The organism is Curtobacterium sp. PsM8 (assembly GCF_030433875.1).
In the GTDB taxonomy this organism is placed as follows: domain Bacteria; phylum Actinomycetota; class Actinomycetes; order Actinomycetales; family Microbacteriaceae; genus Curtobacterium.
In genome coordinates this window covers 48,145-69,527 of the sequence record NZ_JARUXD010000005.1, presented here as the reverse complement: position 1 = coordinate 69,527, position 21,383 = coordinate 48,145, and the positions used below count along the sequence as shown (strand labels likewise).

General features: G+C 71.9%; 18 protein-coding genes and 3 tRNA genes. 10 read left to right on the top strand and 11 right to left on the bottom strand.

Features of this window, described 5'->3' with window-relative positions:
- Positions 1-77: 77 nt before the first annotated feature.
- On the top strand, positions 78-3,635 hold the full coding sequence (locus QCD68_RS02105) for a proline dehydrogenase family protein (RefSeq protein ID WP_301221833.1): 3,558 nt from the start codon (positions 78-80) through the stop codon (positions 3,633-3,635).
- Positions 3,636-3,773: 138 nt separating this feature from the next.
- Complete coding sequence (locus tag QCD68_RS02100) at positions 3,774-3,986, top strand: hypothetical protein (protein WP_301221832.1); 213 nt, start codon at positions 3,774-3,776, stop codon at positions 3,984-3,986.
- An 80-nt stretch (positions 3,987-4,066) separates the two neighbouring features.
- Here the strand turns inward: QCD68_RS02100 and QCD68_RS02095 are convergent, their stop codons facing one another.
- From QCD68_RS02095 to QCD68_RS02070, 6 genes are all read right to left on the bottom strand, one after another.
- The gene (locus QCD68_RS02095) at positions 4,067-4,420 is read right to left on the bottom strand and encodes a hypothetical protein (RefSeq protein ID WP_301221831.1); all 354 of its coding nucleotides are present in this window, start codon (positions 4,418-4,420) and stop codon (positions 4,067-4,069) included.
- Entirely contained in the window at positions 4,417-5,415 is a 999-nt protein-coding gene (locus QCD68_RS02090) for an SDR family oxidoreductase (protein WP_301221830.1), read from the bottom strand. The genes QCD68_RS02095 and QCD68_RS02090 overlap by 4 nt, the downstream gene beginning before the upstream one ends.
- Positions 5,416-5,628: 213 nt before the next feature.
- On the bottom strand, positions 5,629-6,369 hold the full coding sequence (locus tag QCD68_RS02085; RefSeq protein WP_301221829.1) for a YqjF family protein: 741 nt from the start codon (positions 6,367-6,369) through the stop codon (positions 5,629-5,631).
- 132 nt (positions 6,370-6,501) lie between these two features.
- Positions 6,502-7,341, bottom strand: coding sequence for a nitroreductase family protein (locus tag QCD68_RS02080; RefSeq protein ID WP_301221828.1), 840 nt, complete (start codon positions 7,339-7,341; stop codon positions 6,502-6,504).
- A gap of 29 nt (positions 7,342-7,370) precedes the next feature.
- Complete coding sequence (locus tag QCD68_RS02075; protein WP_301221827.1) at positions 7,371-7,739, bottom strand: hypothetical protein; 369 nt, start codon at positions 7,737-7,739, stop codon at positions 7,371-7,373.
- A 101-nt stretch (positions 7,740-7,840) separates the two neighbouring features.
- Complete coding sequence (locus QCD68_RS02070; protein ID WP_111076413.1) at positions 7,841-8,278, bottom strand: Lrp/AsnC family transcriptional regulator; 438 nt, start codon at positions 8,276-8,278, stop codon at positions 7,841-7,843.
- Positions 8,279-8,496: 218 nt separating this feature from the next.
- On the opposite strand from QCD68_RS02070, the gene ddaH reads away from it, so the two are divergent.
- Positions 8,497-9,387, top strand: a complete 891-nt coding sequence (gene ddaH, locus QCD68_RS02065; RefSeq protein WP_221849048.1) for a dimethylargininase — start codon at positions 8,497-8,499, stop codon at positions 9,385-9,387.
- Positions 9,387-10,610 (top strand): ornithine--oxo-acid transaminase, encoded by a 1,224-nt coding sequence (rocD, locus tag QCD68_RS02060; RefSeq protein WP_301221826.1) that lies wholly within the window; start codon positions 9,387-9,389, stop codon positions 10,608-10,610. The genes ddaH and rocD overlap by 1 nt, the downstream gene beginning before the upstream one ends.
- Positions 10,611-10,823: 213 nt before the next feature.
- Here the strand turns inward: rocD and QCD68_RS02055 are convergent, their stop codons facing one another.
- Positions 10,824-11,825 carry an SDR family oxidoreductase gene (locus QCD68_RS02055; RefSeq protein ID WP_301221825.1) on the bottom strand — a complete coding sequence of 334 codons (1,002 nt, stop codon included), beginning with the start codon at positions 11,823-11,825 and terminating at the stop codon, positions 10,824-10,826.
- A gap of 495 nt (positions 11,826-12,320) precedes the next feature.
- Here QCD68_RS02055 and QCD68_RS02050 point away from each other — a divergent pair, with 495 nt between their 5' ends.
- Positions 12,321-13,331, top strand: coding sequence for an aldo/keto reductase family protein (locus tag QCD68_RS02050; protein ID WP_221849045.1), 1,011 nt, complete (start codon positions 12,321-12,323; stop codon positions 13,329-13,331).
- Positions 13,332-13,532: 201 nt separating this feature from the next.
- On the opposite strand, the gene QCD68_RS02045 is transcribed toward QCD68_RS02050, so the two are convergent.
- From QCD68_RS02045 to QCD68_RS02035, 3 genes are all read right to left on the bottom strand, one after another.
- Positions 13,533-13,605, bottom strand: a tRNA-Phe gene (locus QCD68_RS02045).
- A 1-nt stretch (position 13,606) separates the two neighbouring features.
- Positions 13,607-13,683 (bottom strand) — tRNA-Asp (locus tag QCD68_RS02040).
- 63 nt (positions 13,684-13,746) lie between these two features.
- Positions 13,747-13,819, bottom strand: a tRNA-Glu gene (locus tag QCD68_RS02035).
- 281 nt (positions 13,820-14,100) lie between these two features.
- Here QCD68_RS02035 and QCD68_RS02030 point away from each other — a divergent pair.
- Positions 14,101-15,429 carry a M23 family metallopeptidase gene (locus tag QCD68_RS02030; protein WP_301221824.1) on the top strand — a complete coding sequence of 443 codons (1,329 nt, stop codon included), beginning with the start codon at positions 14,101-14,103 and terminating at the stop codon, positions 15,427-15,429.
- Positions 15,430-15,460: 31 nt separating this feature from the next.
- Positions 15,461-16,957 (top strand): C40 family peptidase, encoded by a 1,497-nt coding sequence (locus tag QCD68_RS02025; RefSeq protein WP_301221823.1) that lies wholly within the window; start codon positions 15,461-15,463, stop codon positions 16,955-16,957.
- 96 nt (positions 16,958-17,053) lie between these two features.
- Here QCD68_RS02025 and QCD68_RS02020 read toward each other — a convergent pair whose 3' ends face one another.
- Positions 17,054-17,545 carry an inorganic diphosphatase gene (locus QCD68_RS02020; protein WP_111075268.1) on the bottom strand — a complete coding sequence of 164 codons (492 nt, stop codon included), beginning with the start codon at positions 17,543-17,545 and terminating at the stop codon, positions 17,054-17,056.
- A gap of 67 nt (positions 17,546-17,612) precedes the next feature.
- Here QCD68_RS02020 and tilS point away from each other — a divergent pair, with 67 nt between their 5' ends.
- From tilS to ftsH, 3 genes are all read left to right on the top strand, one after another.
- The gene (tilS, locus tag QCD68_RS02015; RefSeq protein WP_301221822.1) at positions 17,613-18,653 is read left to right on the top strand and encodes a tRNA lysidine(34) synthetase TilS; all 1,041 of its coding nucleotides are present in this window, start codon (positions 17,613-17,615) and stop codon (positions 18,651-18,653) included.
- A 9-nt stretch (positions 18,654-18,662) separates the two neighbouring features.
- Positions 18,663-19,214 carry a hypoxanthine phosphoribosyltransferase gene (gene hpt, locus QCD68_RS02010; protein WP_111075264.1) on the top strand — a complete coding sequence of 184 codons (552 nt, stop codon included), beginning with the start codon at positions 18,663-18,665 and terminating at the stop codon, positions 19,212-19,214.
- 180 nt (positions 19,215-19,394) lie between these two features.
- Complete coding sequence (ftsH, locus tag QCD68_RS02005; protein ID WP_110904451.1) at positions 19,395-21,383, top strand: ATP-dependent zinc metalloprotease FtsH; 1,989 nt, start codon at positions 19,395-19,397, stop codon at positions 21,381-21,383.

Below are 21,383 nucleotides of genomic sequence, written 5' to 3'. Positions count from 1 at the left end.
CATCCGTTCGGCTGACTCCTGGACGGCACACCGCCGCCTCCGAGGAGACGTCGGGGGAGCGGCCTACGATCGAGTCCATGCCGCCCGCACGCCTCCAGGACTGCACCGACGACGCATCTGCCCTCGTCGGACGCTGGCTGGACGCCTCCCGCGGGGTGAAGCCCGACGCCGGAGCGGCCCGGCTCGCCGAGGTCCTGCGTGACGAGCGCGGCCTCGACTTCGCCCGCGGGTTCATCGACAAGGTGATCCGACCCGACGACCCGAAGGTCGCCGCCCGCAACCTCGAGAAGGCCAGCCGTGCCGTGCCGGACTTCCTCGCCTGGTACCTCCGCGGAGCGGTCACCGTCGGTGGGGGCTTCGCCACGATGGCGCCCTGGGCGGTCATCCCGTCCGCGCGGCGGGTGCTCCGCCGACTCGCCGGACACCTGGTGGTCGACGCCCCGCAGGCCCGACTCGGCTCCGCGCTCGGCAAGCTCGCCGGCACGGGCACCCGCCTCGACGTCCTGCCCCTCGGCCCGACCGTGTTCGGTCCCGCCGAGAGCGATCGTCGACTGGCGTGGATCACCGACCTGGTCGGACGCGACGACGTGCCCGCGGTGTCCTTCGCGGTCGCGGACGTCGTCCCGCCCACCTCGCCGTGGTCGCTCGAGGACGCCACTGTGCAGGCGGTCGACCGACTCGTCCCGGTGTTCCGCGCAGCCGTCGCCGGGGGCAGCGCCGTCACGCTGCTCGTCGACGGCCCGGACGACCTCGACCTGAGCGTCGCGGTGTTCCGGACGCTGCTCGATGCGGACGAGTTCGCCCACACCACCGCCGGCATCACGCTGCCCGCGTCGCTGCCGGACAGCCTCGGCGTCCTGGCGTCCCTGACCGAGTGGGCGGCCGCGCGACGGTTCCGCGGCGGCGCACCCATCCGGGTCCGGCTCGTCGACGGCGCCCACCTGGCCGAGGAACGCGCCGACGCCCTCGTGCACGCCCGCCCGTCGGCCCTCCTCGCCACCCGCCAGCAGATCGACACCGCGATCCTCCGCCTGCTCGACGCCGCGCTCACGCCGGAGCACACCGACGCCGTCCGGATCGCGCTCGCCGGACTCGACCCAGTGCTGCTCGCCGCCGCCCGCGTGCTCGCCGACCGCCGCGGGGTGACCGAGGCGCTCGAGGTCGAGATGCTCCTCGGCATGACGGGCACCCTCCTCGACGCCGTCCGCGCCGACGCCGGCACGGTCACCCTCCTCACCCCGGTCGTGCACCCCGACCAGTTCGACGCCGCGATCCCGTACCTCGCCCGTCGGCTGCGCGAGGGTGCGGCAGCGTCGCCGACCACTCCGGGCGGCAGCGACGACGACCGGTCCGCCGCCGTGCAGCGCGCACGCGACCGGCTCGCCGTCGCCGTCGCCGTGCTCGACGACCCCGCGCCGGTCACCCTCCGCTCCCAGGACCGCCGGGCACCCCTCGGCGCCCCGGAGATCCGGGCCGTGCACCCGCCCGCCGTGGACACCGACGCCGGGGTCGACGCGAACCGGCAGTGGGCCGCGGACCTGCTCCGTCGCGTGCCCCGTTCGCAGCTCGGCACCGCCACCATCCGCGGTGCCCGGGTCACCGACCGTCCCCGCCTCGAACGCACCATCGCCCGCACCGCGCAGGCCGGCGTCAACTGGGGTCGGCAGGACCCGCAGGACCGCGCCGAACTGCTCGACCTCGTCGCGCACGAGCTCGAGGTCCGCCGTGCCGACCTGGTCGAGGTCGTCGTCGCCGAGACCGCGATGACCCTGACCGAGGCGGACCGTCAGGTCAGCGGTGCCGTCGACGCCGCCCACCACGCCGCCGATCGGGCACGTCACCTGGTCGACGTCGCCGGGGCCACCTTCGTCCCGCCACGACTGACCGTCGTCGTCGCCCCGTGGAACTCGCCGCTCACCACCCCGGCGGACGGCGTGCTCTCGGCGCTCGCCGCCGGCAGCGGGGTCGTCCTCAAGCCGTCGCCGCTCGCCAAGCGGTCCGGTGCGGTGCTCGCCGACGTCCTGTGGAACGCCGGGGTCCCGCACTCGCTGCTCCAGCTCGTCGACCTCGACGTCAGCGAACTCGGCCGCGACCTGGTGGCCCACCCGGCCGTCGACCGGGTGCTGCTCACCGGTTCGCCCGACACCGCTCGGTCGTTCCGGTGGTGGCGGGCCGGCCTGCCCCTCCTCGCCGACACCGGTGCGGTCTCGGCCGCCGTCGTCACCCCCGCGGCCGACGTCGACCAGGCCGTCCGCGACGTCGTCGCCTCGGCGTTCACGCAGTCCGGGCAGGCGGGCGCGGCGATCTCGCTCGTCGTGCTCGTCGGCTCGGTCGGCGAGGACGGTGCCGACAGCCGCTTCCTCCGCCAGCTCGCCGACGCCACCCGAGCACTCCGGGTCGCCTGGCCCACCGACCCCGCGGCGCAGGTCGGGCCGCTGGTCGTCGAGCCGACCGGGGCCGCACGCGCAGCCCTGACCGAGCTGGCACCGGGGGAGTCCTGGCTCGTCGAACCGCGGCTGCTCGACGAGTCCGGCCGCCTCTGGACCCCGGGCGTCCGCGTCGGCGTCCGTCCCGGCAGCGCGTCCACCCACCCGGAGGCCGGCGTCCCGGTCCTCGGGGTGGTGCAGGTCGAGACGCTCGAGCAGGCGATCGCGCTCCAGAACGGCGGCGACCACGGGTTGGTCGAGGCGCTGCACACCCTCGACGTCGACGAGGTCGCCCGCTGGACCGACCAGGTCGCCGCCGGCACCCTCGTGGTGAACCGGGCCACCACGGAAACCACGGTCGTCCGGCAGCCCGCCGGCGGCTGGGGGAGCTCCGCGGTCGGCGCCGGGGCCAAGCGTGGCGGCCCCGACTCGGTCGCGATGCTCGGGCACTGGGAACCCGTCCCGCGCACCGTGCACAAGAGCATCCAGCTGCACGGGTTGCCGCCGCGGGTCACCGCGCTCATCGAGGCGTCCCGTAGCGGGCTGTCCTTCGAGGAGTTCGACCAGGTCCGGGCCGGCGCCACGAGCGACGCGCAGGCTCGGGAGGAGCGCTTCGGCCGGTCCCGCGACACCGCAGAGCTCGGCGTCGAGCGCAACGTGCTCCGGTACCGACCGCAGTCCGTCGTGGTCCGACAGTCCGCCGACGTCAGCACCGGGGACCTCGTCCGCACCCTCGTCGCGGCGACCGCAGCACGTGCCCACGTGCTGCTCAGCACCGCCCGGGCGCTGCCCGGCCCCCTGACGCAGCTGCTCGCCAGCGGCCGCTCCCCCCTCGACGTCGTCGACCACCTGGTGGAGACCGACGCCGAGTTCCTCGACCGTGCGGCGTCCGGTGCGCTCCTGCACGAGCAGTGGTCGGGCGGCACTGCGGAACCGCAGGACGCCATCGACCTGGTGCTGTCGCAGGGCTTCGAGCCCCGGCCGCACAGCGCCTTCGGCGGCCCGGGCTCGCGGATCCGCCTGCTCGGCGGTGACCCGCTCGCACTCGAGGAGGCGCTCGGCGCCGGCATCGACACCGCCATCCACGACGCCCCCGTCGTCGAGGCCGGTGTCGTCGAGATGGCGCACTACCTCCGAGAGCAGACCGTCGTCGTCACGGCGCACCGGCACGGGGACCTCGACCCCGAGTTCGCGCGCCTGCGCCTCTGACGCCGGGCCGGCGTGCCGGACAGGAGGCTCTGCCCGCGTCCGGTGTGCGGCCGACGTGATGCGGGCCTCCCGTCCGTTCTCCGCACGACCTGGGGTGCACCCGTGAGGCGACCCGGTGCGCGGCGTAGCGTTCCGGACATGAGTGCAGCAGAGCGTGACAACGGGGTCCAGTCCGAGCCGGTCATGGACGGTGCGACCGACGCGACCAACGAGGAGAAGCTGCACGGTCTCGTGCAGCAGGTCCAGCACGACCACGGCGACGAGGGTGCCGGCGTGATGGCCGACCACCTCCGTGACCGTCTCGACGAGACCGGTGTCGAGGCCGAGGACCCGGCCTCCGAGGTCGAGTAGCAGCAGCACGACGAACGCCCCCGCCGACCATCCGGTCAGCGGGGGCGTTCGTCGTTCCTGCTGGTCAGTGTTCCTGCTGGTCAGCGCTTCCCGCCCCGGCCGACGAGGGCGACCTCGAGCACGGTGAGGAGCATCGCGATCAAGAGCTGGCGGACCGCGAACCGACGGGACTGCCGGTCGACCAGGGCCAGCGGCACCATCGTCACGCCGTGGGTGGCGTCGACCAGGGCGCTCACCGTGTTGGCGTCCGCCGTGCTCGCGCGGAGCACGAGGCCCGCCTGGGTGAGCTGTCGGACGCCGAGGACCCGTGCCAGCACGGCCGGACGGCCGAGCGCGCGTCGGGATCCGAGCAGGTGGGCGACCCCGATGCCGGCGCGCAGCAGTTCGACGGCCAGCGCCCGCTGCTGCCGGCCGCTGCGGCTCCCGCGGCTCATCGGCGGCGGCCGGCAGCCGTGGCGACCGCGAGCCCGGCGACGCCGAGCGCCGCGCCGATGATCCCGTTGCCCAGTCGACGGTGCTCCACCCACCAGGTCTGCGGCGACCACTCGTGGGCCTGCTCGTCGAACGCACCGTGCGCGCCGTGGTCCCCGGGGACCGGCTCGTACAGGTTGACGCCGATCTCCTCGCCGTCCTTCTCCGGGATCTGCTGCCCGCCGACCAGGGTCTTCGCGGCGTACCAGTCCGCGAACCGGCCGCTGATCCGGTTGCCGAGGATCGTGTACACCGTCGACTCACCGACCCAGGTCCGACGGCGGGGGTGCTCCGCGGTGGCCGCGATCGCGCGGGCGCCGACCTCGGGCTGGTAGATCGGCGCGACGGGCTGCGCGTGGTGGGGGAGCGTCGACTTGACCCAGCCGAACTGGATCGTGTTGAGCGCGGGCATGTCGACCCGACTGATCCGGACCTTGCTGCCCTGCTCGATGAGCTCCGAGACGACCGACTCGGTGAACCCGACGATCGCGTGCTTCGACCCGCAGTAGGCGCCCTGCAGCGGGATGCCCCGCGAGCCCAACGCCGAACCGACCTGGATCACGTGCCCGGAGTCCCGCGACACCATGCGCGACAGTGCTGCACGCGTGCCGTTCACGACCCCGAGGTAGTCGACCTGCGTCGCGCGCTCGAAGTCCTCCGGCGCGGTGTCGAGGAACTTGCCGAACACCCCGACCATGACGCCGTTCACCCACAGGTCGATCGGGCCGAGCTCGGCCTCGACGCGGTCGGCGGCGTCCTCGACGGCCTGGCGGTCGGACACGTCCGCGACGAGGGCCAGGCCACGACGACCGGCGGCCTCGACCTCGGCGACGGCCGCGTGCACGCCGTCCGCACCACGTGCCAGGACGGCCACGTCCCAGCCGCGGGACGCCAGTTCACGGACCGTCGCCCGTCCCAGTCCAGCCGAACCACCGGTCACCACAGCCACACGAGTCATGCACCCCTTCTACGCGGTGCGGGTGCCCCGGCGGTCAGCCGCTGTCCCCCGCCGGGCGGCCGGCGGCGGCCGTGCCGGGCGGACGGGGCCGGGGCCGAGCCTCGGCTGGGCGGACAGTTCGCGGCGTCCCGCGGCCGCAGAGTGTCCCCAGAGCCGAGCCTCGGCCCCGCCTCGGTCCGAGACGGGAGGCCTCGGGCCTGCAGGCCGTTGCCGTCAGGCGCGCGGGCCCGCGAAGCGCGTCACGACACCGGGGGAGTACAGCACCGAGTCCGGCTCGAGCTCCGTCAACGCCAGGGGCAGCCCCGCCGCACCGATCAGGTCGTCCCGCAGCCGGGTCAGGGACGCCCGGTGCACCACCCACGAGTCGTGCTCGTTCGGCCACCACGAGGTCCGACCGACCCGCCCCACGTGCATGCCCCACCGTGCGGTGAGGAACGACTCGAGCGGTGTCGGTTCCGTGATCGGCTCGCCGACCTCGACCTCGAGCAGGGACCGCAGGCGGGAGCCGTGCCGGTGCACGGCGTACGCCATCCGGTCGCCGTGCTGCCGCCGGGCGACCCGCGCCCAGTGGTACGGCGTGCCGGTCACGACACGGGCAGCGGCGGCGGGCAGGAACTTCCCGGCGTCGAGCGACAGGAACACCACCCCGCGACGGCCGGCGTCGTCGCGGGTGTAGACGCGGACGTTGACCTCGAGGAAGTCGCCGACGCTGCCGGTCCGGCCGAGCGGGCCGAACGGCGGGAACCGGGTGTCCTCGAAGCTGAACGCGATGAGGCCCACCCACGTGGTCACGCCGTCGTCGGTGCCGTCGGGCGCCATCGTGTCGGGCCGGGTGCCGGTGGGCAACAGCGGCGCCACCGCGGACACGTCCACCCGCCAGTGCACGAAGACGACGTCGCGCCAGGCCTGTTCGATCCAGGGTCGCCCCGGCAGGGCGGGCGCGGTGGGCGTCACAGCCTGGAGGCTCGGAGCACCCCCGTCGGGCAGCGTCGCGGTCATCAGGTGGTCCCGTCCGTCGTCGTGGTCCGGTCCATCGTGCCCTGCTCCCGCTGTGCCCTGCCCCGCTGGGTCCTACCCAGCTGGGTCCTACCCCGCTGTGCCCGACCCCGTCGACCCCGCCGACCCGACCGCGGGCTGGTCGTCCCAGCCCTGCTGCGGCGTCGCGCACGTGCCGCGGAACACGTACTGCGAGGGTCGTTTCCGCTCGTTCGACACCCAGTCGATCGCGGGTCGTCGTCGTTCCGGCGGCAGGTACCCGATCCGGTACACGGCCATCAGCTCCAGCTCCGGCGGGACCTCGAGCAGCCGTTCGACCTCGTGCCACGACTCCTCGATCTCCATCGGGAAGGACACGAACTGGATGCCGAGGCCGAGCTCCGTCGTGGTCAGCCAGATGTTCTCCATCGCGGCACCCATGCTGAACACCGAGTAGAAGGCGTTGCGGGCCTCCTTCCGGTACTCGTCGCGGTCGAGCATCACGCCGAGCAGCAGGGGTGACCCGGCGACGAGCTTCCGGTTCTCCTCGCCCAGGGTCTGCGGCACCCGCAGGGCGTTCATGAGGAACTGCCCCCGCTTCGTGAACACCTGGTTCGTGAACGGCCGCAGCGGCTTCGGCAGCTTGTCGAACAGCATGCCGTCCCGGCGCTCGTCCATCTCGGCCTGCGAGAACCGGAAGTACGGCCGGTACCGCTCGAAGAAGCTGCCCGCCGCCATGGTCTGCGTCATCGCCCGTCCGCTGATGTCCGCGACGCGGTCGATCGTCTCCCGCTCCTCGACCAGGACGAAGCGCCACGGCTGGCTGTTCAGCTGCGAGGGCGCCCGACCGGCCAGCTCGACCAGCAGACGCTGGTGCTCCTCGGACACCGGGTCCGGCAGGAACGCCCCGTTCGTGGTGCGTCGGCGCCGGATGGCCTCGATGAGTTCCACGGGTGTCCTTCCGCCTCGGCGTCGAGCGGTCAGCGCCGGGCCAGGACCGCCCCCAGGTAGGACGGCGCTGCGGCGACCGCGGTCTTCCAGTGTGCTCCGGTGCGGGGGTTCGTCCGTGGAGCAAGGGCCAGCGGGACCAGTGCCGGCAGCAGGAACAGGGCGTCGCGGGACCGCGTCCAGAGCGGGGTGGTCGCCGCTGCTCCGGTGAGGACGGCGGTCGTCACGAACAGGCCGTGGTGCACGACGCGCAGCTTGCGGGTGCGGATCAGGCGCACCGCGACCGCGGTACCCCACAGGCAGTTGACGACGTACGACGCGGTCGCAGCGGTGACCAGCCGCCGGGCGGCCACCGACCCGGGAGGCCCGCCGCGCCTCCCGGCCGTCGTCCCACGTGCCATGCACGCGAACCTACCCGCCCGCGACACGCAACCCGGGCGGCTGCGCGCACGGGGACACCGCTGTGCGATGACGCCCACGTTGCGTTCCGCGGGAGAGGAGGTCAGTCGGAGCCGCGGCTGACGAGCTTCGACAGCACGATCGCGGAGCGGGTGTGGTCGACCTGCGGGGCGAGGCGGACGCGGTCCAGTGCCTCCTCGAGCGCGGGCAGGTCCCGTGACCGCATGTGCACGACCGCGTCGGCGCTGCCGGTGACCGTGCCGGCGTCGACCACCTCGGGCACGGCGTCGAGCAGGGTGCGCAGTTCGTCGGGGGAGACCGTGCCGCGGCAGTACAGCTCGACCCAGGCCTCGGTGCCGCGGTCGTCGACGGCCGGGTCGACCTTGATCGTGAAGCCCTGGATCACGCCGTCGGCCACGAGTCGGTCGACGCGGCGCTTCACGGCGGAGGCGGAGAGCCCGACGACCGAGCCGATGTCGCCGTAGCCGGCGCGGGCGTTCTCCCGCAGCTGGTCGAGGATGCGGTGGTCGAGCGAATCCATTGTGCCGATCTTACGCGTGGTCGTTGCGAGCAGACCCGGCTCGACGCATGAAACGTGCGCCCAGTGCGGGGGTGCGGTGCTGTGCTCCGTTCCCATCCTGTGGTTGACTCTCGCTCAGGCGTCGACCTGGTCCGCCTCCGGCGAGTGAGCCTGCATCTCGTCGGAGCTCTCACCGTGGTGGTTCCTGGCAGGCTCGGGCCCCGGTCCTGGAGGACCTCGTGTCGAACACCGCACCCCAGCCCACCACCGCCCTGCAGCGCACGGCCACACACCGCACCGTCCTGATGTGCAAGCCGACCCACTACACGGTCAGCTACCGGATCAACCCCTGGATGCACCCGGAGGAGCCGACCGACACCGCGAAGGCCGTCGCGCAGTGGCAGAGCCTGGTCGACGTCTACGAGCAGCTCGGCTTCGCGATCCACCAGATCGAGCCCATCGAGGGCCTGCCGGACATGGTCTACGCGGCCAACGGCGGCTTCGTCCTCGACGGAGTCGCGTACGGCGCCAAGTTCCAGTACCCGGAGCGCCAGCCCGAGGGCCCCGCGTACATGGACTGGTTCCGCCAGGCCGGCCTGACCGTCGCCGAGCCCGAGGAGACGAACGAGGGCGAGGGCGACTTCCTGCTCATCGGCGACACGATCTACGCCGGCACCGGGTTCCGCTCCGACAGCACCTCGCACGAGGAGCTCGCCCGCGTGTACGGCCGCGAGGTCGTCACGCTGAAGCTGATCAACCCGAACTTCTACCACCTGGACACCGCCATCGCGGCCCTCGACCCGGTGCCCGACGCGTCCGGTCGCTCCAACATCGCCTACCTCGAGAGCGCCTTCGACGAGCCGTCCCTGGCCATCCTCCGCGAGCGCTTCCCGGACGCGATCATCGCGACCGAGGAGGACGCCGCCATCCTCGGCCTGAACTCGTACTCCGACGGGTACAACGTCGTGATCGCCGCACGTGCCACCACGTTCGCCGAGCAGCTGCGCGAGAAGGGCTACAACCCGATCGGCGTCGACCTGTCCGAGCTGCTCCTGGGCGGCGGCGGCGTGAAGTGCTGCACGCTCGACCTGCACCCGATCGGCACCGGCACCTCCGTGGCGCGCTCCTGATGACCGCCACGCTCGGGGTGGCCACGGCTGCGGCGCTCGCCGTGGAGGACCGTGCCCTCGCCCACAACTACAGCCCGCTCCCGGTGGTCATCGCCTCGGGCCACGGGGCGACCGTCACCGACGTCGACGGCCGCACCTACCTGGACGGACTCGCCGCCTACTCGGCGGTCAACTTCGGACACGGCAACCCGCGCCTCCTGACCGCGGCCCGCGACCAGCTCGACCGCGTGACCTTGACGAGCCGGGCGTTCGTCAACGACCGCCTCGGCCCGTTCGCCACCGGTCTGACCGAGCTCACCGGCACCGAGATGATGCTGCCGATGAACACCGGCGCCGAGGCGGTCGAGTCGGCGATCAAGGTCGCCCGCGCCTGGGGCTACCGCGTCAAGGGCGTCCCCGCCGGACAGGCGACGGTCATCGTCGCGAGCGGGAACTTCCACGGCCGCACGACGACGATCATCTCGTTCTCAGACGACCCCGACGCGCGCAACGACTTCGGGCCGTACACGCCCGGGTTCCGCACCGTGCCGTACGGCGACGCAGCGGCACTGCGGGAGGCGATGGACGACACCGTCGTGGCCGTCCTGCTCGAGCCCATCCAGGGCGAGGGCGGCGTCGTCATCCCACCGGCCGACTACCTGCCCGCCGTCCGCGAGGTCTGCGACGAGTTCGGCGCGCTGTTCATCGCCGACGAGATCCAGTCCGGCCTCGGTCGCACCGGCCACACCCTGGCGGTGCAGCGGGTCGGCGTGACGCCGGACCTCATCACGCTCGGCAAGGCGCTCGGCGGCGGGATCGTCCCCGTGTCGGCCGTCGTCGGTCGTGCGGACGTGCTCGGCGTCCTGCGCCCCGGGGAGCACGGCTCGACCTTCGGCGGCAACCCGCTCGCCGCGGCCGTCGGGTCCGAGGTCGTCTCGATGCTCGCCGAGGGCACGTTCCAGCAGCGGGCACTCGACGGCGAACCGGTCCTCCGCGGGTTCCTCGACGAGCTCGTCGGGCACGGCGTCCTCACCCACCGGGTCGCCGGACTCTGGGCCGGGATCGACATCGACCCCGCGCTCGGCACCGGCAAGCAGGTCGCGAAGGAGCTCGCCGCGCGCGGGGTCCTCGTGAAGGACACGCACGGGTCGACGATCCGCTTCGCGCCGCCGCTCGTCGTCACGGACGAGGAGATCGCCACCGCGATGCAGGCCCTCGGCGCGGTCCTCCGCGACCTGGCGTAGGCGCGGCGGCGCGCCGCGCGGCGGCGCGCCGGCCGTCGGCCGGCGCGAGCCGCCTGCGCACAACAGGAACCGGCCCGAACCACGGACTCCCGTGGTTCGGGCCGGTTCCTGTTGTGCCCGTCCCGACGGCGCCACGCGGCGGCCAGCCGCACGGCGGGGCGGACGGGAGGCTCGTGGCGGGGCCGCCCCGCGCCTCCCGTCCGACAGGCGGTGCTAGACGCGACCCGGCGCGTACGCCTCGGCGAGCCGGTCCATCAGGGCGTCCTTCTCCTCGTCGACGACCTGCGCCTCCGGGTGCGCGTCGTACCAGGCGACCAGTTCGCGGGCGCCCTCGCGGAACGAGGTGCGCGCCGCCCAACCCGGCACGAGCGTCCGCACCTTGCTGTTGTCGAACACCATGCTGTTCGCCTTGTCGCCGACCACGCCGGCGCCCCACTCCGGGTCCGCGGCCATGATCGCGTCCGCCGGCACGTGCACGATCCGGGGTTCCGGAGCGCCCGCGGCGGCGGCGACCTCCTGGTGGATGCGGTCCCACGTCGGCGACTCCTGGCCGGTGATGTGGAACGCCTCGCCGATCGCCTCGGCCCGGTCCAGCACCCCGACGAACGCGACCGCGAAGTCCCGCGCGTGCGTGATCGTCCACAGCGAGGTCCCGTCGCCCGGCACGATGACGGGCTTGCCCGCACGGAGCCGCGCGACGACCGTCCAGCCGCCGTCGAACGGCAGCAGCGTCTCGTCGTAGGTGTGCGACGGCCGGATGATCGTCATCGGGAAGTCGTCCTGCCGGTAGGCGGCGACCAGCAGGTCCTCACACGCGATCTTGTCCCGCGAGTACTGCCAGTACGGGTTCTTCAGCGGCGTCGACTCCGTCACCGGCAGGTGCGTCGGCGGGGTCTGGTACGCCGAGGCCGAGCTGATGAAAACGTACTGGCGGGTCTTGCCGGTGAAGAAGTCGATGTCGGCCTGCACCTGGTCCGGGGTGAACGCGACGAAGTCGATGACCACGTCGAAGGTGCGGTCGCCGATCGCCGCCGCCAGGGCGTCCCGGTCCGCGACGTCGGCCTGGAGGCGCGTCACCGCATCCGGCAACGCCCGCTTCTCCGTCGTGCCCCGGTTGAGCACCGCGACGTCGAAGCCCTGGTCCACCGCCTCGCGCACGCAGGCGGCGCTGATGATGCCGCTCCCGCCGATGAACAGCACGCTGGATCCGGTCATGGATGCTCCCTTGCTCCCGGCGGTGCGTCCGCGCACCGCGCCTCTTGCGATCCTGCACCGTCGGGGCCGCGTACCGTCACGGGCGGTAGCGGCGGCAAGGCTTCCGTGGCGGCGATGCGCGATGTCGCGGCGTCGGCGCCGGAGTATGCCGAAGAGTTCGGCGACGATCGCGTTCGCAGCTTCATTGGTCGCTGCGGTCAATATTGCAGATAGTACATGCGCTGTCAGGTCCACACAGAGTACCTATGCACCGCGTCCCGGTCTCGCCGCGCGTCGGCGGCGGAGTGATGCGTCCGTGGCAAGATGGACCCGAAGACCCCGGAACGATCACTGGCCACGGCCACATCGCCGGGGTTTCGTCTTTGCCGAGTGCAGTCTGATACATCAGAGTACCGACGCCCTCGGCTGCTGGTGGGCTGGGGCAGTGCGAGCGGTCAGGGGACTACCGTCACGGGCGTGCCGCATCGACGCGGCCACGACAGGAGTGACAGACACATGGAGTACCGCTACCTTGGCAACTCGGGCCTCAAGGTCTCCGAGATCACCTACGGCAACTGGCTCACCCACGCCTCCCAGGTCGAGAACGACGCGGCGATCGCCTGCGTCAAGGCCGCCCTCGAGGTCGGCATCTCGACGTTCGACACCGCCGACGTGTACGCGAACACCGGTGCCGAGACAGTCCTCGGCGAAGCGCTGAAGGGCGAGCGTCGCCAGTCCCTCGAGATCGCGACGAAGGTCTTCGGTCCGACCGGTCCCAAGGGCCACAACGACACCGGGCTGTCGCGCAAGCACATCCTCGAGTCCATCGACGGCTCGCTCGGCCGCCTGCAGACCGACTACGTCGACCTGTACCAGGCGCACCGCTACGACCACGAGACCCCGCTCGAAGAGACCATGCAGGCGTTCGCCGACGTGGTCCGTGCGGGCAAGGTCCTGTACGTCGGCGTGTCGGAGTGGACCGCGGACCAGCTCCGCGCCGGTGCGGCACTGGCGAAGGACCTCGGCTTCCAGCTCATCTCGAACCAGCCGCAGTACTCGGCGCTCTGGCGGGTCATCGAGGAAGAGGTCGTCCCCACCTCGAAGGAACTCGGCATCTCTCAGATCGTCTGGTCCCCGATCGCGCAGGGTGTGCTCACCGGCAAGTACCAGCCCGGTCAGCCGCTGCCCGAGGGGTCCCGCGCGACCGACGACAAGGGCGGCGCGAAGATGATCTCCCGCTTCATGAACGACGAGGTGCTCACCGCCGTGCAGGAGCTCAAGCCGATCGCCGACGAGCTCAGCCTGTCGATGGCGCAGCTCGCCGTCGCCTGGGTGCTGCAGAACGAGAACGTGGCGTCCGCGATCATCGGTGCCTCGCGACCGGAGCAGGTGCACGACAACGCCGGCGCTGCCGGAGTGCAGATCCCCGCCGAGCTGATGTCCCGCATCGACGACGCCCTCGGGGCTGTCGTCGAGCGTGACCCGGCGAAGACGAACGACAGCAGCCCGAAGACCCGCGAGGCGTAGGCCGCGCTGCCCAGCCGGGACGAGCCTCCCGGCTGGCTGCCGCACAACAGGAAGCGGCTCGAACCACGGGAGTGCGTGGTTCGAGCCGCTTCCTGTTGTGCGTGGACGATCCGTGCCGCGGAGCCGCGCCGCGGATCCGCGCGCGGACCCCGCCGGCGCAACGCAAAAGAGCCCCCTACCGAAGTAAGGGGCTCTTCACCGTGGCTGGACGCGGCGTCGATCCGCGGACCTTTCGATTTTCAGTCGAACGCTCTACCAACTGAGCTACCCAGCCGTGGCGACCCTGACGGGACTTGAACCCGCGACCTCCGCCGTGACAGGGCGGCACGCTAACCAACTGCGCTACAGGGCCATATGGAATTGCTTGTGTTGCTTCGGTGTCGTTCTGTTCTGCTTGCTGTCCCCCGATGAGGAGTGACCCCAACGGGATTCGAACCCGTGCTGCCGCCGTGAAAGGGCGGTGTCCTAGGCCACTAAACGATGGGGCCGCAAGCAGTGCATCGCGCTACCGATGGACAAGCATACGGACGGTCGGCCCTCTTGCCAAATCGAGCCCGCCGAACGCTCCGCTTGGGCGTGTCGCGCCACCTCGACGGACCCTCAGGGAGTGACCGGAGCGGGCTCCCGAGGGGCGGTCGACACCGATGGGAGCATCGCTGCTGACCTCTCACCCTCGAACGGGGTGTTCCTGGGCTGACCCATGTTGTTACTGTTACGTCTGTTGACAGTGTGACGTGCGCCACGCCGGACTGTGACGAAAACGAGACTCATGTCGACTCCTTCCCTCCTCCCCGCTCGCCCCCGCCGCCGCTTCCTGGCCGCCGGGGTCGCTGTCGTACTCGCCGCCGGGGCCCTCGTCGCCCTCGTGCCGTCGGGTGCCGCCTCAGCCGCCAGCTACCCGAGCTGGGACGACGTGCAGGCCGCCAAGCAGTCGCAGTCCGCCCAGGCCGCCAAGGTCACCGAGATCAAGGGCCTCATCGCGCAGCTGCAGTCGCAGTCCGCCGCGAAGGAGAAGGCCGCCGCCGCAGCCGGTACCGCGTACCAGACCGCCCAGACGGACTACGACCGCAAGGCACTCGAGCAGCGCAAGCTCCAGTCGCAGGCCGACGACGCCGAGAAGACCGCGCGGGCCTCCGAGGCGCAGGCCGGCCAGCTCGCCGCCCAGCTCGGGCGCTCCAGCTCCGAGGACGTCACCACGGACCTCCTCACCAAGCCCTCGGCCTCCGGTGACCTGCTGTACGAGCTCGGCGCGATGTCGAAGCTGTCCGAGCAGGCCGACGGCATCTACTCCGAGGCGAGCCAGGACCGCGGGACCGCCCAGGCCCTCGCCGACAAGTCGAAGACCGCCGAGGACGCCCTGGGCAAGCTCGCCGCCCAGGCCCAGACGAAGATGCGCGCCGCACAGAGCGCAGCGGATCAGGCCCAGGCCGCCGTGTCCGCCCAGGCCGACAACCAGGACCGTCTGGAGGCCCAGCTCGACCTCCTGACGTCGAAGACGAAGACGACCGAGGCCCAGTACGAGAAGGGTGTCCAGGTCGAGAAGGCGCGCCAGGCGCGGCTCGCTCGCGAGCGGGCCGCCGCCGCAGCTGCCGCAGCAGCGGCCGCCGCGCGTGCGCTCCCGCCGGCAGCGACCGCGGGTGTCCCCGCCTCCGGTGGTGGCGGGGCCTCCGGCGGCGGCGCTGCGAACGCGTCCGGTTGGGTGCGCCCGGCAGCCGGCTTCCAGTCGAGCCCCTACGGCCTCCGCGTCGACCCGTACACGCACGTCTACACACTGCACGCCGGCGTGGACCTCGCCCCGGCCTGCTACTCGCCGATCTACGCCGCAGCGTCCGGCACCGTGACCTTCGCGGGCAACGGCGGCGGCTACGGCAACGAGGTCATCATCGACAACGGTGGCGGCATCTCGACGGCCTACGGGCACATCGTCAACGGCGGCATCATGGTCGGTGCCGGCCAGCACGTCACCGCCGGACAGCAGATCGCCCAGGTCGGTTCCACCGGCTGGTCGACGGGCTGCCACCTGCACTTCGAGACCCGGGTGAACGGCGCCGCCGTCGATCCCGTCCCCTTCATGGCAGCGCGGGGGATCTCGGTATGAGCACGAGCACTGCCAGGAGGCACTGACCCGCATGAAGAAGCCTGCACGTTCCCTCGTCTGCGGTCTCGCCACCGTCTCGATGCTCAGCCTCGGGCTCTCGCTCGTGGTGGCCGTCCCGGCGCAGGCGGCACCGTCCGCCCCGTCGTGGAAGGACGTGCAGGCGGCGAAGGACGACCAGGCCGACAAGCAGCGGACCGTCGACGCCCTGACGGCCCGCATGTCGAGCCTCCAGTCCGCCGTGGACCGGACCGGGGCCACCGTGCAGGAAGCCGGCCAGCAGTACTCGCTGGCGGCGTCGCAGCAGCAGGAGGCCAAGGACGCGCTCGACGCCCTCACCGGCCAGGCGAAGCGTGCCAAGGCGGCGGCGAAGCAGTCCGCCGGCCAGGTCGCAGCCCTCGTCGTGGAGCTCTCGCGCTCCGGCGGTGGTGACCTGTCCACGTCGATGCTCGTCGACTCCCGCGACGCGAAGGACCTGCTCTACCAGGTCGGCACGATGACGCACCTCTCGGAGCGCTCCGCGACCGTGCTCGACAAGGCGCAGTCGGACCAGCGCACCGTCGACGCCCTCGCCGCCCAGCAGCGCCAGGCGACGAAGGCCCTGACCGCCGCGACCACCAAGACGAAGGACGCGCTCGACAGCGCCAACGACGTCGCGGCGAACGCGGAGTCCGCGCTGGCGTCCGGGCAGGCGAAGCAGGACGAGGTCCTCAGGCAGCTCGCGTTCCTCAAGGGCACCTCGGTCGCCACCGAGCAGGCGTACTGGTCGGCGCAGCAGGCGAAGCAGGCCGAGATCCAGCTCGCGGCGCAGGCGAAGCGCGATGCGGCACATCCGGCATCGGCCGACGACGGCAGCGCGACGGGTGGCAGCGACGACTCCGGCAGCGGTGGCAGTTCCGGTGGCGGGGACGACTCCGGCGGCTCGACGAGCGACGACCCGCCCGCGTCGAACCCCGTCGCGTCGACGCCGTCGAACTCCACGCCGTCGGGCAGCACCCCGGCAGCGCCGAAGCCGTCCGCGCCGAGGCCCGCAGCCCCGCAGCCCGCTCCCCAGCCGGCCGCCCCCGCCCCGAAGCCCTCGACGCCGAAGCCCGCTCCGGCCCCCGCGCCCGCTCCGGCCCCGGTGGTCAGCAGCCCGTCCAAAGCCGCCGGCGCGATCTCCTACGCGCGCGGACAGCTCGGCAAGGCGTACGTCCTGGGCGGTGCCGGCCCGAACGTCTGGGACTGCTCCGGCCTGGTGATGATGGCCTACAACTCCCAGGGCATCACGACCGGCGGACACAACGTGGTCTGGCAGTACAACTACTTCGGCTCCATCGGCCGTCTGGTGCCGCTGTCGCAGCGTCAGCCCGGCGACATCCTGTTCTACTCGAGCAACGGAGCCGCCTCAGGTGGGTACCACGACTCGATCTACACCGGCAACGGGATGATGGTCGAGGCCGCACGTCCGGGCGTCGGCGTCGTCGAGCGTGCGGTGTGGACGCCGAGCCAGCTCCTGCCCTACGTCGCCCGCCCGAGCGGCTCGATGTAGCCCCGGACGCAGCAGAACGGCCCGGCCCCCGCGAGGGGACCGGGCCGTTCTGCGTCAGCGAGAGCGCGTCAGCAGACGCGCGTCAACAGACGAGCGTCAGTGGCCGCCGGGCACGTACGCGGCCTGGCCGGCCGTGACGATCGCCTCGGCCTCGGCGGCGTCGCCCCAGCCCTCGGCCTTGACCCACTTGTTCGGCTCGAGGTCCTTGTAGCGCTCGAAGAAGTGCGCGATCTCGGCCTTCGTCTGGTCGTCCACGTCCGAGATGTCCTGGATGTGGGCCCAGCGCGGGTCCTTCGCCGGGACGACGAGGACCTTGGCGTCGATGCCGGCCTCGTCGCTCATCTTGAAGACGCCGACCGGGCGGACCTTGACGCCCACGCCGGGGAAGGTCGGGTACTCGAGGAGCAGCAGCGCGTCGACGGGGTCGCCGTCATCGGCCAGGGTCTTCTCGAAGAAGCCGTAGTCCGTCGGGTAGACGAACGAGGTGAAGAGCACGCGGTCCAGGTACACGCGACCGGTCTCGTGGTCGACCTCGTACTTGTTGCGGCTGCCCTTGGGGATCTCGACGACGACGTCGTACGCGGCCATGTGCACTCCTAGTTTCCTCAGGTGGTGGGTCTGTCGGCCGTCGGGACGGCCCGGCTAACGTTACCGGGTGAACACCGAGCGTCCCCGGCTGGACCCCGCCGTCGCTGCCGTCCGTCTGGCGGTCCGCACCATGCTCGCCCGTGCGCTCGACGAACAGGTCGTCGGCCCGGGCAACCTCGTCCTCGTCGCGCTGAGCGGCGGGGCCGACTCGCTGGCCCTCGCGGCGGCCACCGCGTTCGAGGCGCCGAAGCAGGGCCTGCGCGCCGGCGCGGTCGTCGTCGACCACGCGCTCCAGGCGGGCTCCGAGGCGGTCGCGGCACGGGCCTCCCGGCAGGCCGCCGAGCTGGGACTGGCACCCGTCGTCGTGGACCGTGTCGACGTCGGCACCGCCGGTGGGCCGGAGGCCGCCGCCCGGGAGGCCCGCTACGCCTCCGTCACGTCGGTCGCGGCCGCCGAGTGGTCACCCCTCGTGCTCCTCGGACACACGCTCGACGACCAGGCCGAGACGGTGTTGCTCGGACTGCTCCGGGGGAGCGGGCCGGACAGCCTGACGGGGATGGCGTCGCTCGTGCGACCGGACCGGCCGGGGCCGTCCCTGGGTCGGCCGATGCTCGCGCTCCGGCGCGCGACCACGCGGCAGGCGTGCGCCGCCTCCGGACTCGTGCCGTGGGACGACCCGCAGAACGACGACCCGGCGTACACGCGGGTGCGGGTGCGGAACGCGCTGATGCCGGTCCTCGAGCGCGAGCTCGGACCCGGCGTCCCCGAGGCACTGGCCCGGACTGCCGACCAGCTCCGCGAGGACTCCGCGGCGCTCGACCACTTCGCCGAGGAGATGGCCGAGGACCTCGCCGAACACTCCGAGGCCGGCATCTCGCTGTCCGTGCCGCAGCTGGCCGCGAACCCGCCGGCGCTCCGGCAGCGACTGGTCCGACTGGCGGTCGAGAGCGAGTTCGGCGTGACGCTGTCCCGGCTGCAGACGCTCGAGGTCTGCCGGCTCGTCACCGACTGGCGGGGGCAGGGGCCGATCGACCTGCCCGGTGTCCGGGCCACGCGGACGGGTGAACGGGTGTCCTTCGCCGCCAGGGAGCCGCACGCGGGCGGTTAGGCTGGAGCGGTGGAACTCTCCGACGTGCAGGCCGACCTCTCCGAAGTGCTCTTCACCCCCGAGCAGATCGACGACAAGATCGCCGAACTCGCCGCGGCGGTGGACCGTGACTACGCCGGGCGTGACCCGCTCCTGGTCGGCGTGCTGAAGGGCGCGGTCATGGTCATGGCCGACTTCTCCCGCCACCTGAAGATGCAGGCGCGGATGGACTGGATGGCGGTGTCGTCCTACGGCTCCGGCACGAAGTCGTCCGGTGTGGTGCGGATCCTCAAGGACCTCGACACCGACCTGCACGACCGCGACGTCATCATCGTCGAGGACATCATCGACTCCGGCCTGACGCTGTCCTGGCTCAAGCAGAACCTGCAGTCCCGCGGGGCCGCGAGCGTCGAGATCGTCGCCCTGCTGCGCAAGCCCGAGGCCGCCAAGGTCGAGGTCGACGTCAAGTACGCCGGCTTCGAGATCCCGGACGCGTTCGTCGTCGGGTTCGGCCTGGACTACGACGAGCGCTACCGCAACCTGCGCGGCATCGGCGTCCTCGCGCCGCACGTCTACTCCTGATCCACCGGGGCCGGCATCGGCCCTGACCGGCGGCGACGGGCGTCGTCCACCAGGCGTCACTGCTGATCTGTGGAGTTCGCCCGCAGAGGACACCCATTCTCGCCACAGAGTCGCGGCCGTATGCTGAGCGGCACGCACTTCAGGCAGCAGAAAGGTGTCGGGCCGTCGGGCCCGGATCACATGGACTTCAAGCGCATCCTCCGCGGGCCGTACATCTGGATACTGCTCGCAGTCGTGGGGATCTTCGTCGGATGGACGTTCATCGCCCAGTCCGGCACCCAGGAGATCTCCACCCAGAAGGGTCTCGAGCAGCTCTCGGACGGCAAGGTCTCCTCGGCCGTCGTCAACTCCACCGAGCAGCGCGTCGACCTGACCCTCCGCAACGACGGCGGCACCGAGCAGTTCTACTACTCGACCCCCCGTGGCACCGAGGTCGTCGAGGCGGTCTCGCAGGCCGACCTGCCCAAGGGCTACAACGACCACGTCCAGCAGTCGAACGTCCTCGTGTCGCTCCTGCTGACGCTGCTGCCGTTCCTGCTCATCGGCGCCCTGTTCTGGTTCCTGCTCTCGAGCGCCCAGGGTGGCGGCTCGAAGGTCATGCAGTTCGGCAAGTCCAAGGCCAAGATGAACAACAAGGAGAACCCGCAGGTCTCCTTCGCTGACGTCGCCGGCGCCGACGAGGCCATCGAGGAACTGCACGAGATCAAGGAGTTCCTCAAGGAGCCCGCGAAGTTCCAGGCCGTCGGCGCCCGGATCCCGAAGGGCGTGCTGCTGTACGGCCCTCCCGGAACCGGCAAGACCCTGCTCGCCCGTGCCGTCGCCGGTGAGGCCGGCGTGCCGTTCTACTCGATCTCCGGTTCGGACTTCGTCGAGATGTTCGTCGGTGTCGGCGCCAGCCGTGTCCGCGACCTCTTCGACCAGGCGAAGCAGAACTCGCCCGCCATCGTCTTCATCGACGAGATCGACGCCGTGGGCCGCCACCGTGGTGCCGGCATCGGCGGTGGCAACGACGAGCGCGAGCAGACGCTGAACCAGCTCCTCGTCGAGATGGACGGCTTCGACGGCAAGACGAACGTCATCCTCATCGCCGCGACGAACCGTCCCGACGTGCTCGACCCCGCACTGCTCCGCCCGGGCCGCTTCGACCGGCAGATCGGCGTCGACGCGCCCGGCCTGCAGGGTCGCAAGCAGATCCTCGAGGTGCACGCGAAGGGCAAGCCGCTCGCCGCGAGCGTCGACCTCGAGCTCCTGGCCCGCAAGACGCCGGGCTTCACCGGCGCCGACCTGGCGAACGTCCTCAACGAGGCCGCGCTGCTGACCGCCCGGTCGAACGCGCAGCTCATCGACAACCGTGCCCTGGACGAGGCCGTCGACCGCGTGATGGCCGGCCCGCAGCGACGGACCCGCATCATGTCCGACCAGGAACGTCTGATCACCGCGTACCACGAGGGTGGACACGCCCTGGCGGCCGCCGCGATGCGCCACACCGACCCGGTGACGAAGATCACGATCCTGCCGCGTGGTCGGGCCCTCGGCTACACGATGGTCCTGCCGCTCGAGGACAAGTACTCCGTCACGCGCAACGAACTGCTCGACCAGTTGACCTACGCCATGGGTGGCCGTGTCGCCGAGGAGATCGTCTTCCACGACCCGACCACGGGTGCGTCGAACGACATCGAGAAGGCCACCGGCACCGCCCGCAAGATGGTGACCGAGTACGGCATGAGCCAGGCCGTCGGTTCCGTCAAGCTCGGTTCCGGATCCAGCGAGCCGTTCGTCGGTCGTGACATGAGCGGCGGCACCGGTCGCGACTACTCGGAGAACATCGCCGAGACCGTCGACGCCGAGACCCGCGCCCTGCTCGAAGCCGCCCACGACGAGGCCTACCAGGTGCTCAACGCCAACCGCGACATCCTCGACCGCCTGGCCGGCGAGCTCCTCGAGAAGGAGACGCTCGACGCCCCGGAGCTCGTGGAGATCTTCAAGGACGTCCGCAAGCTGCCCGAGCGCCCGCAGTGGCTCTCGAGCGACAAGCGTCCGGTGAGCGACCTGCCGGCGATCGAGGTGCCGGGCAAGGCCGCCGCGATGGCCGAGGAGCCCGTCGGGATCGACGCCTCCAAGCCGCGTCGTCACCGTCCGTTCGGCAACCCCGGTATCGCCCCCGCGTAG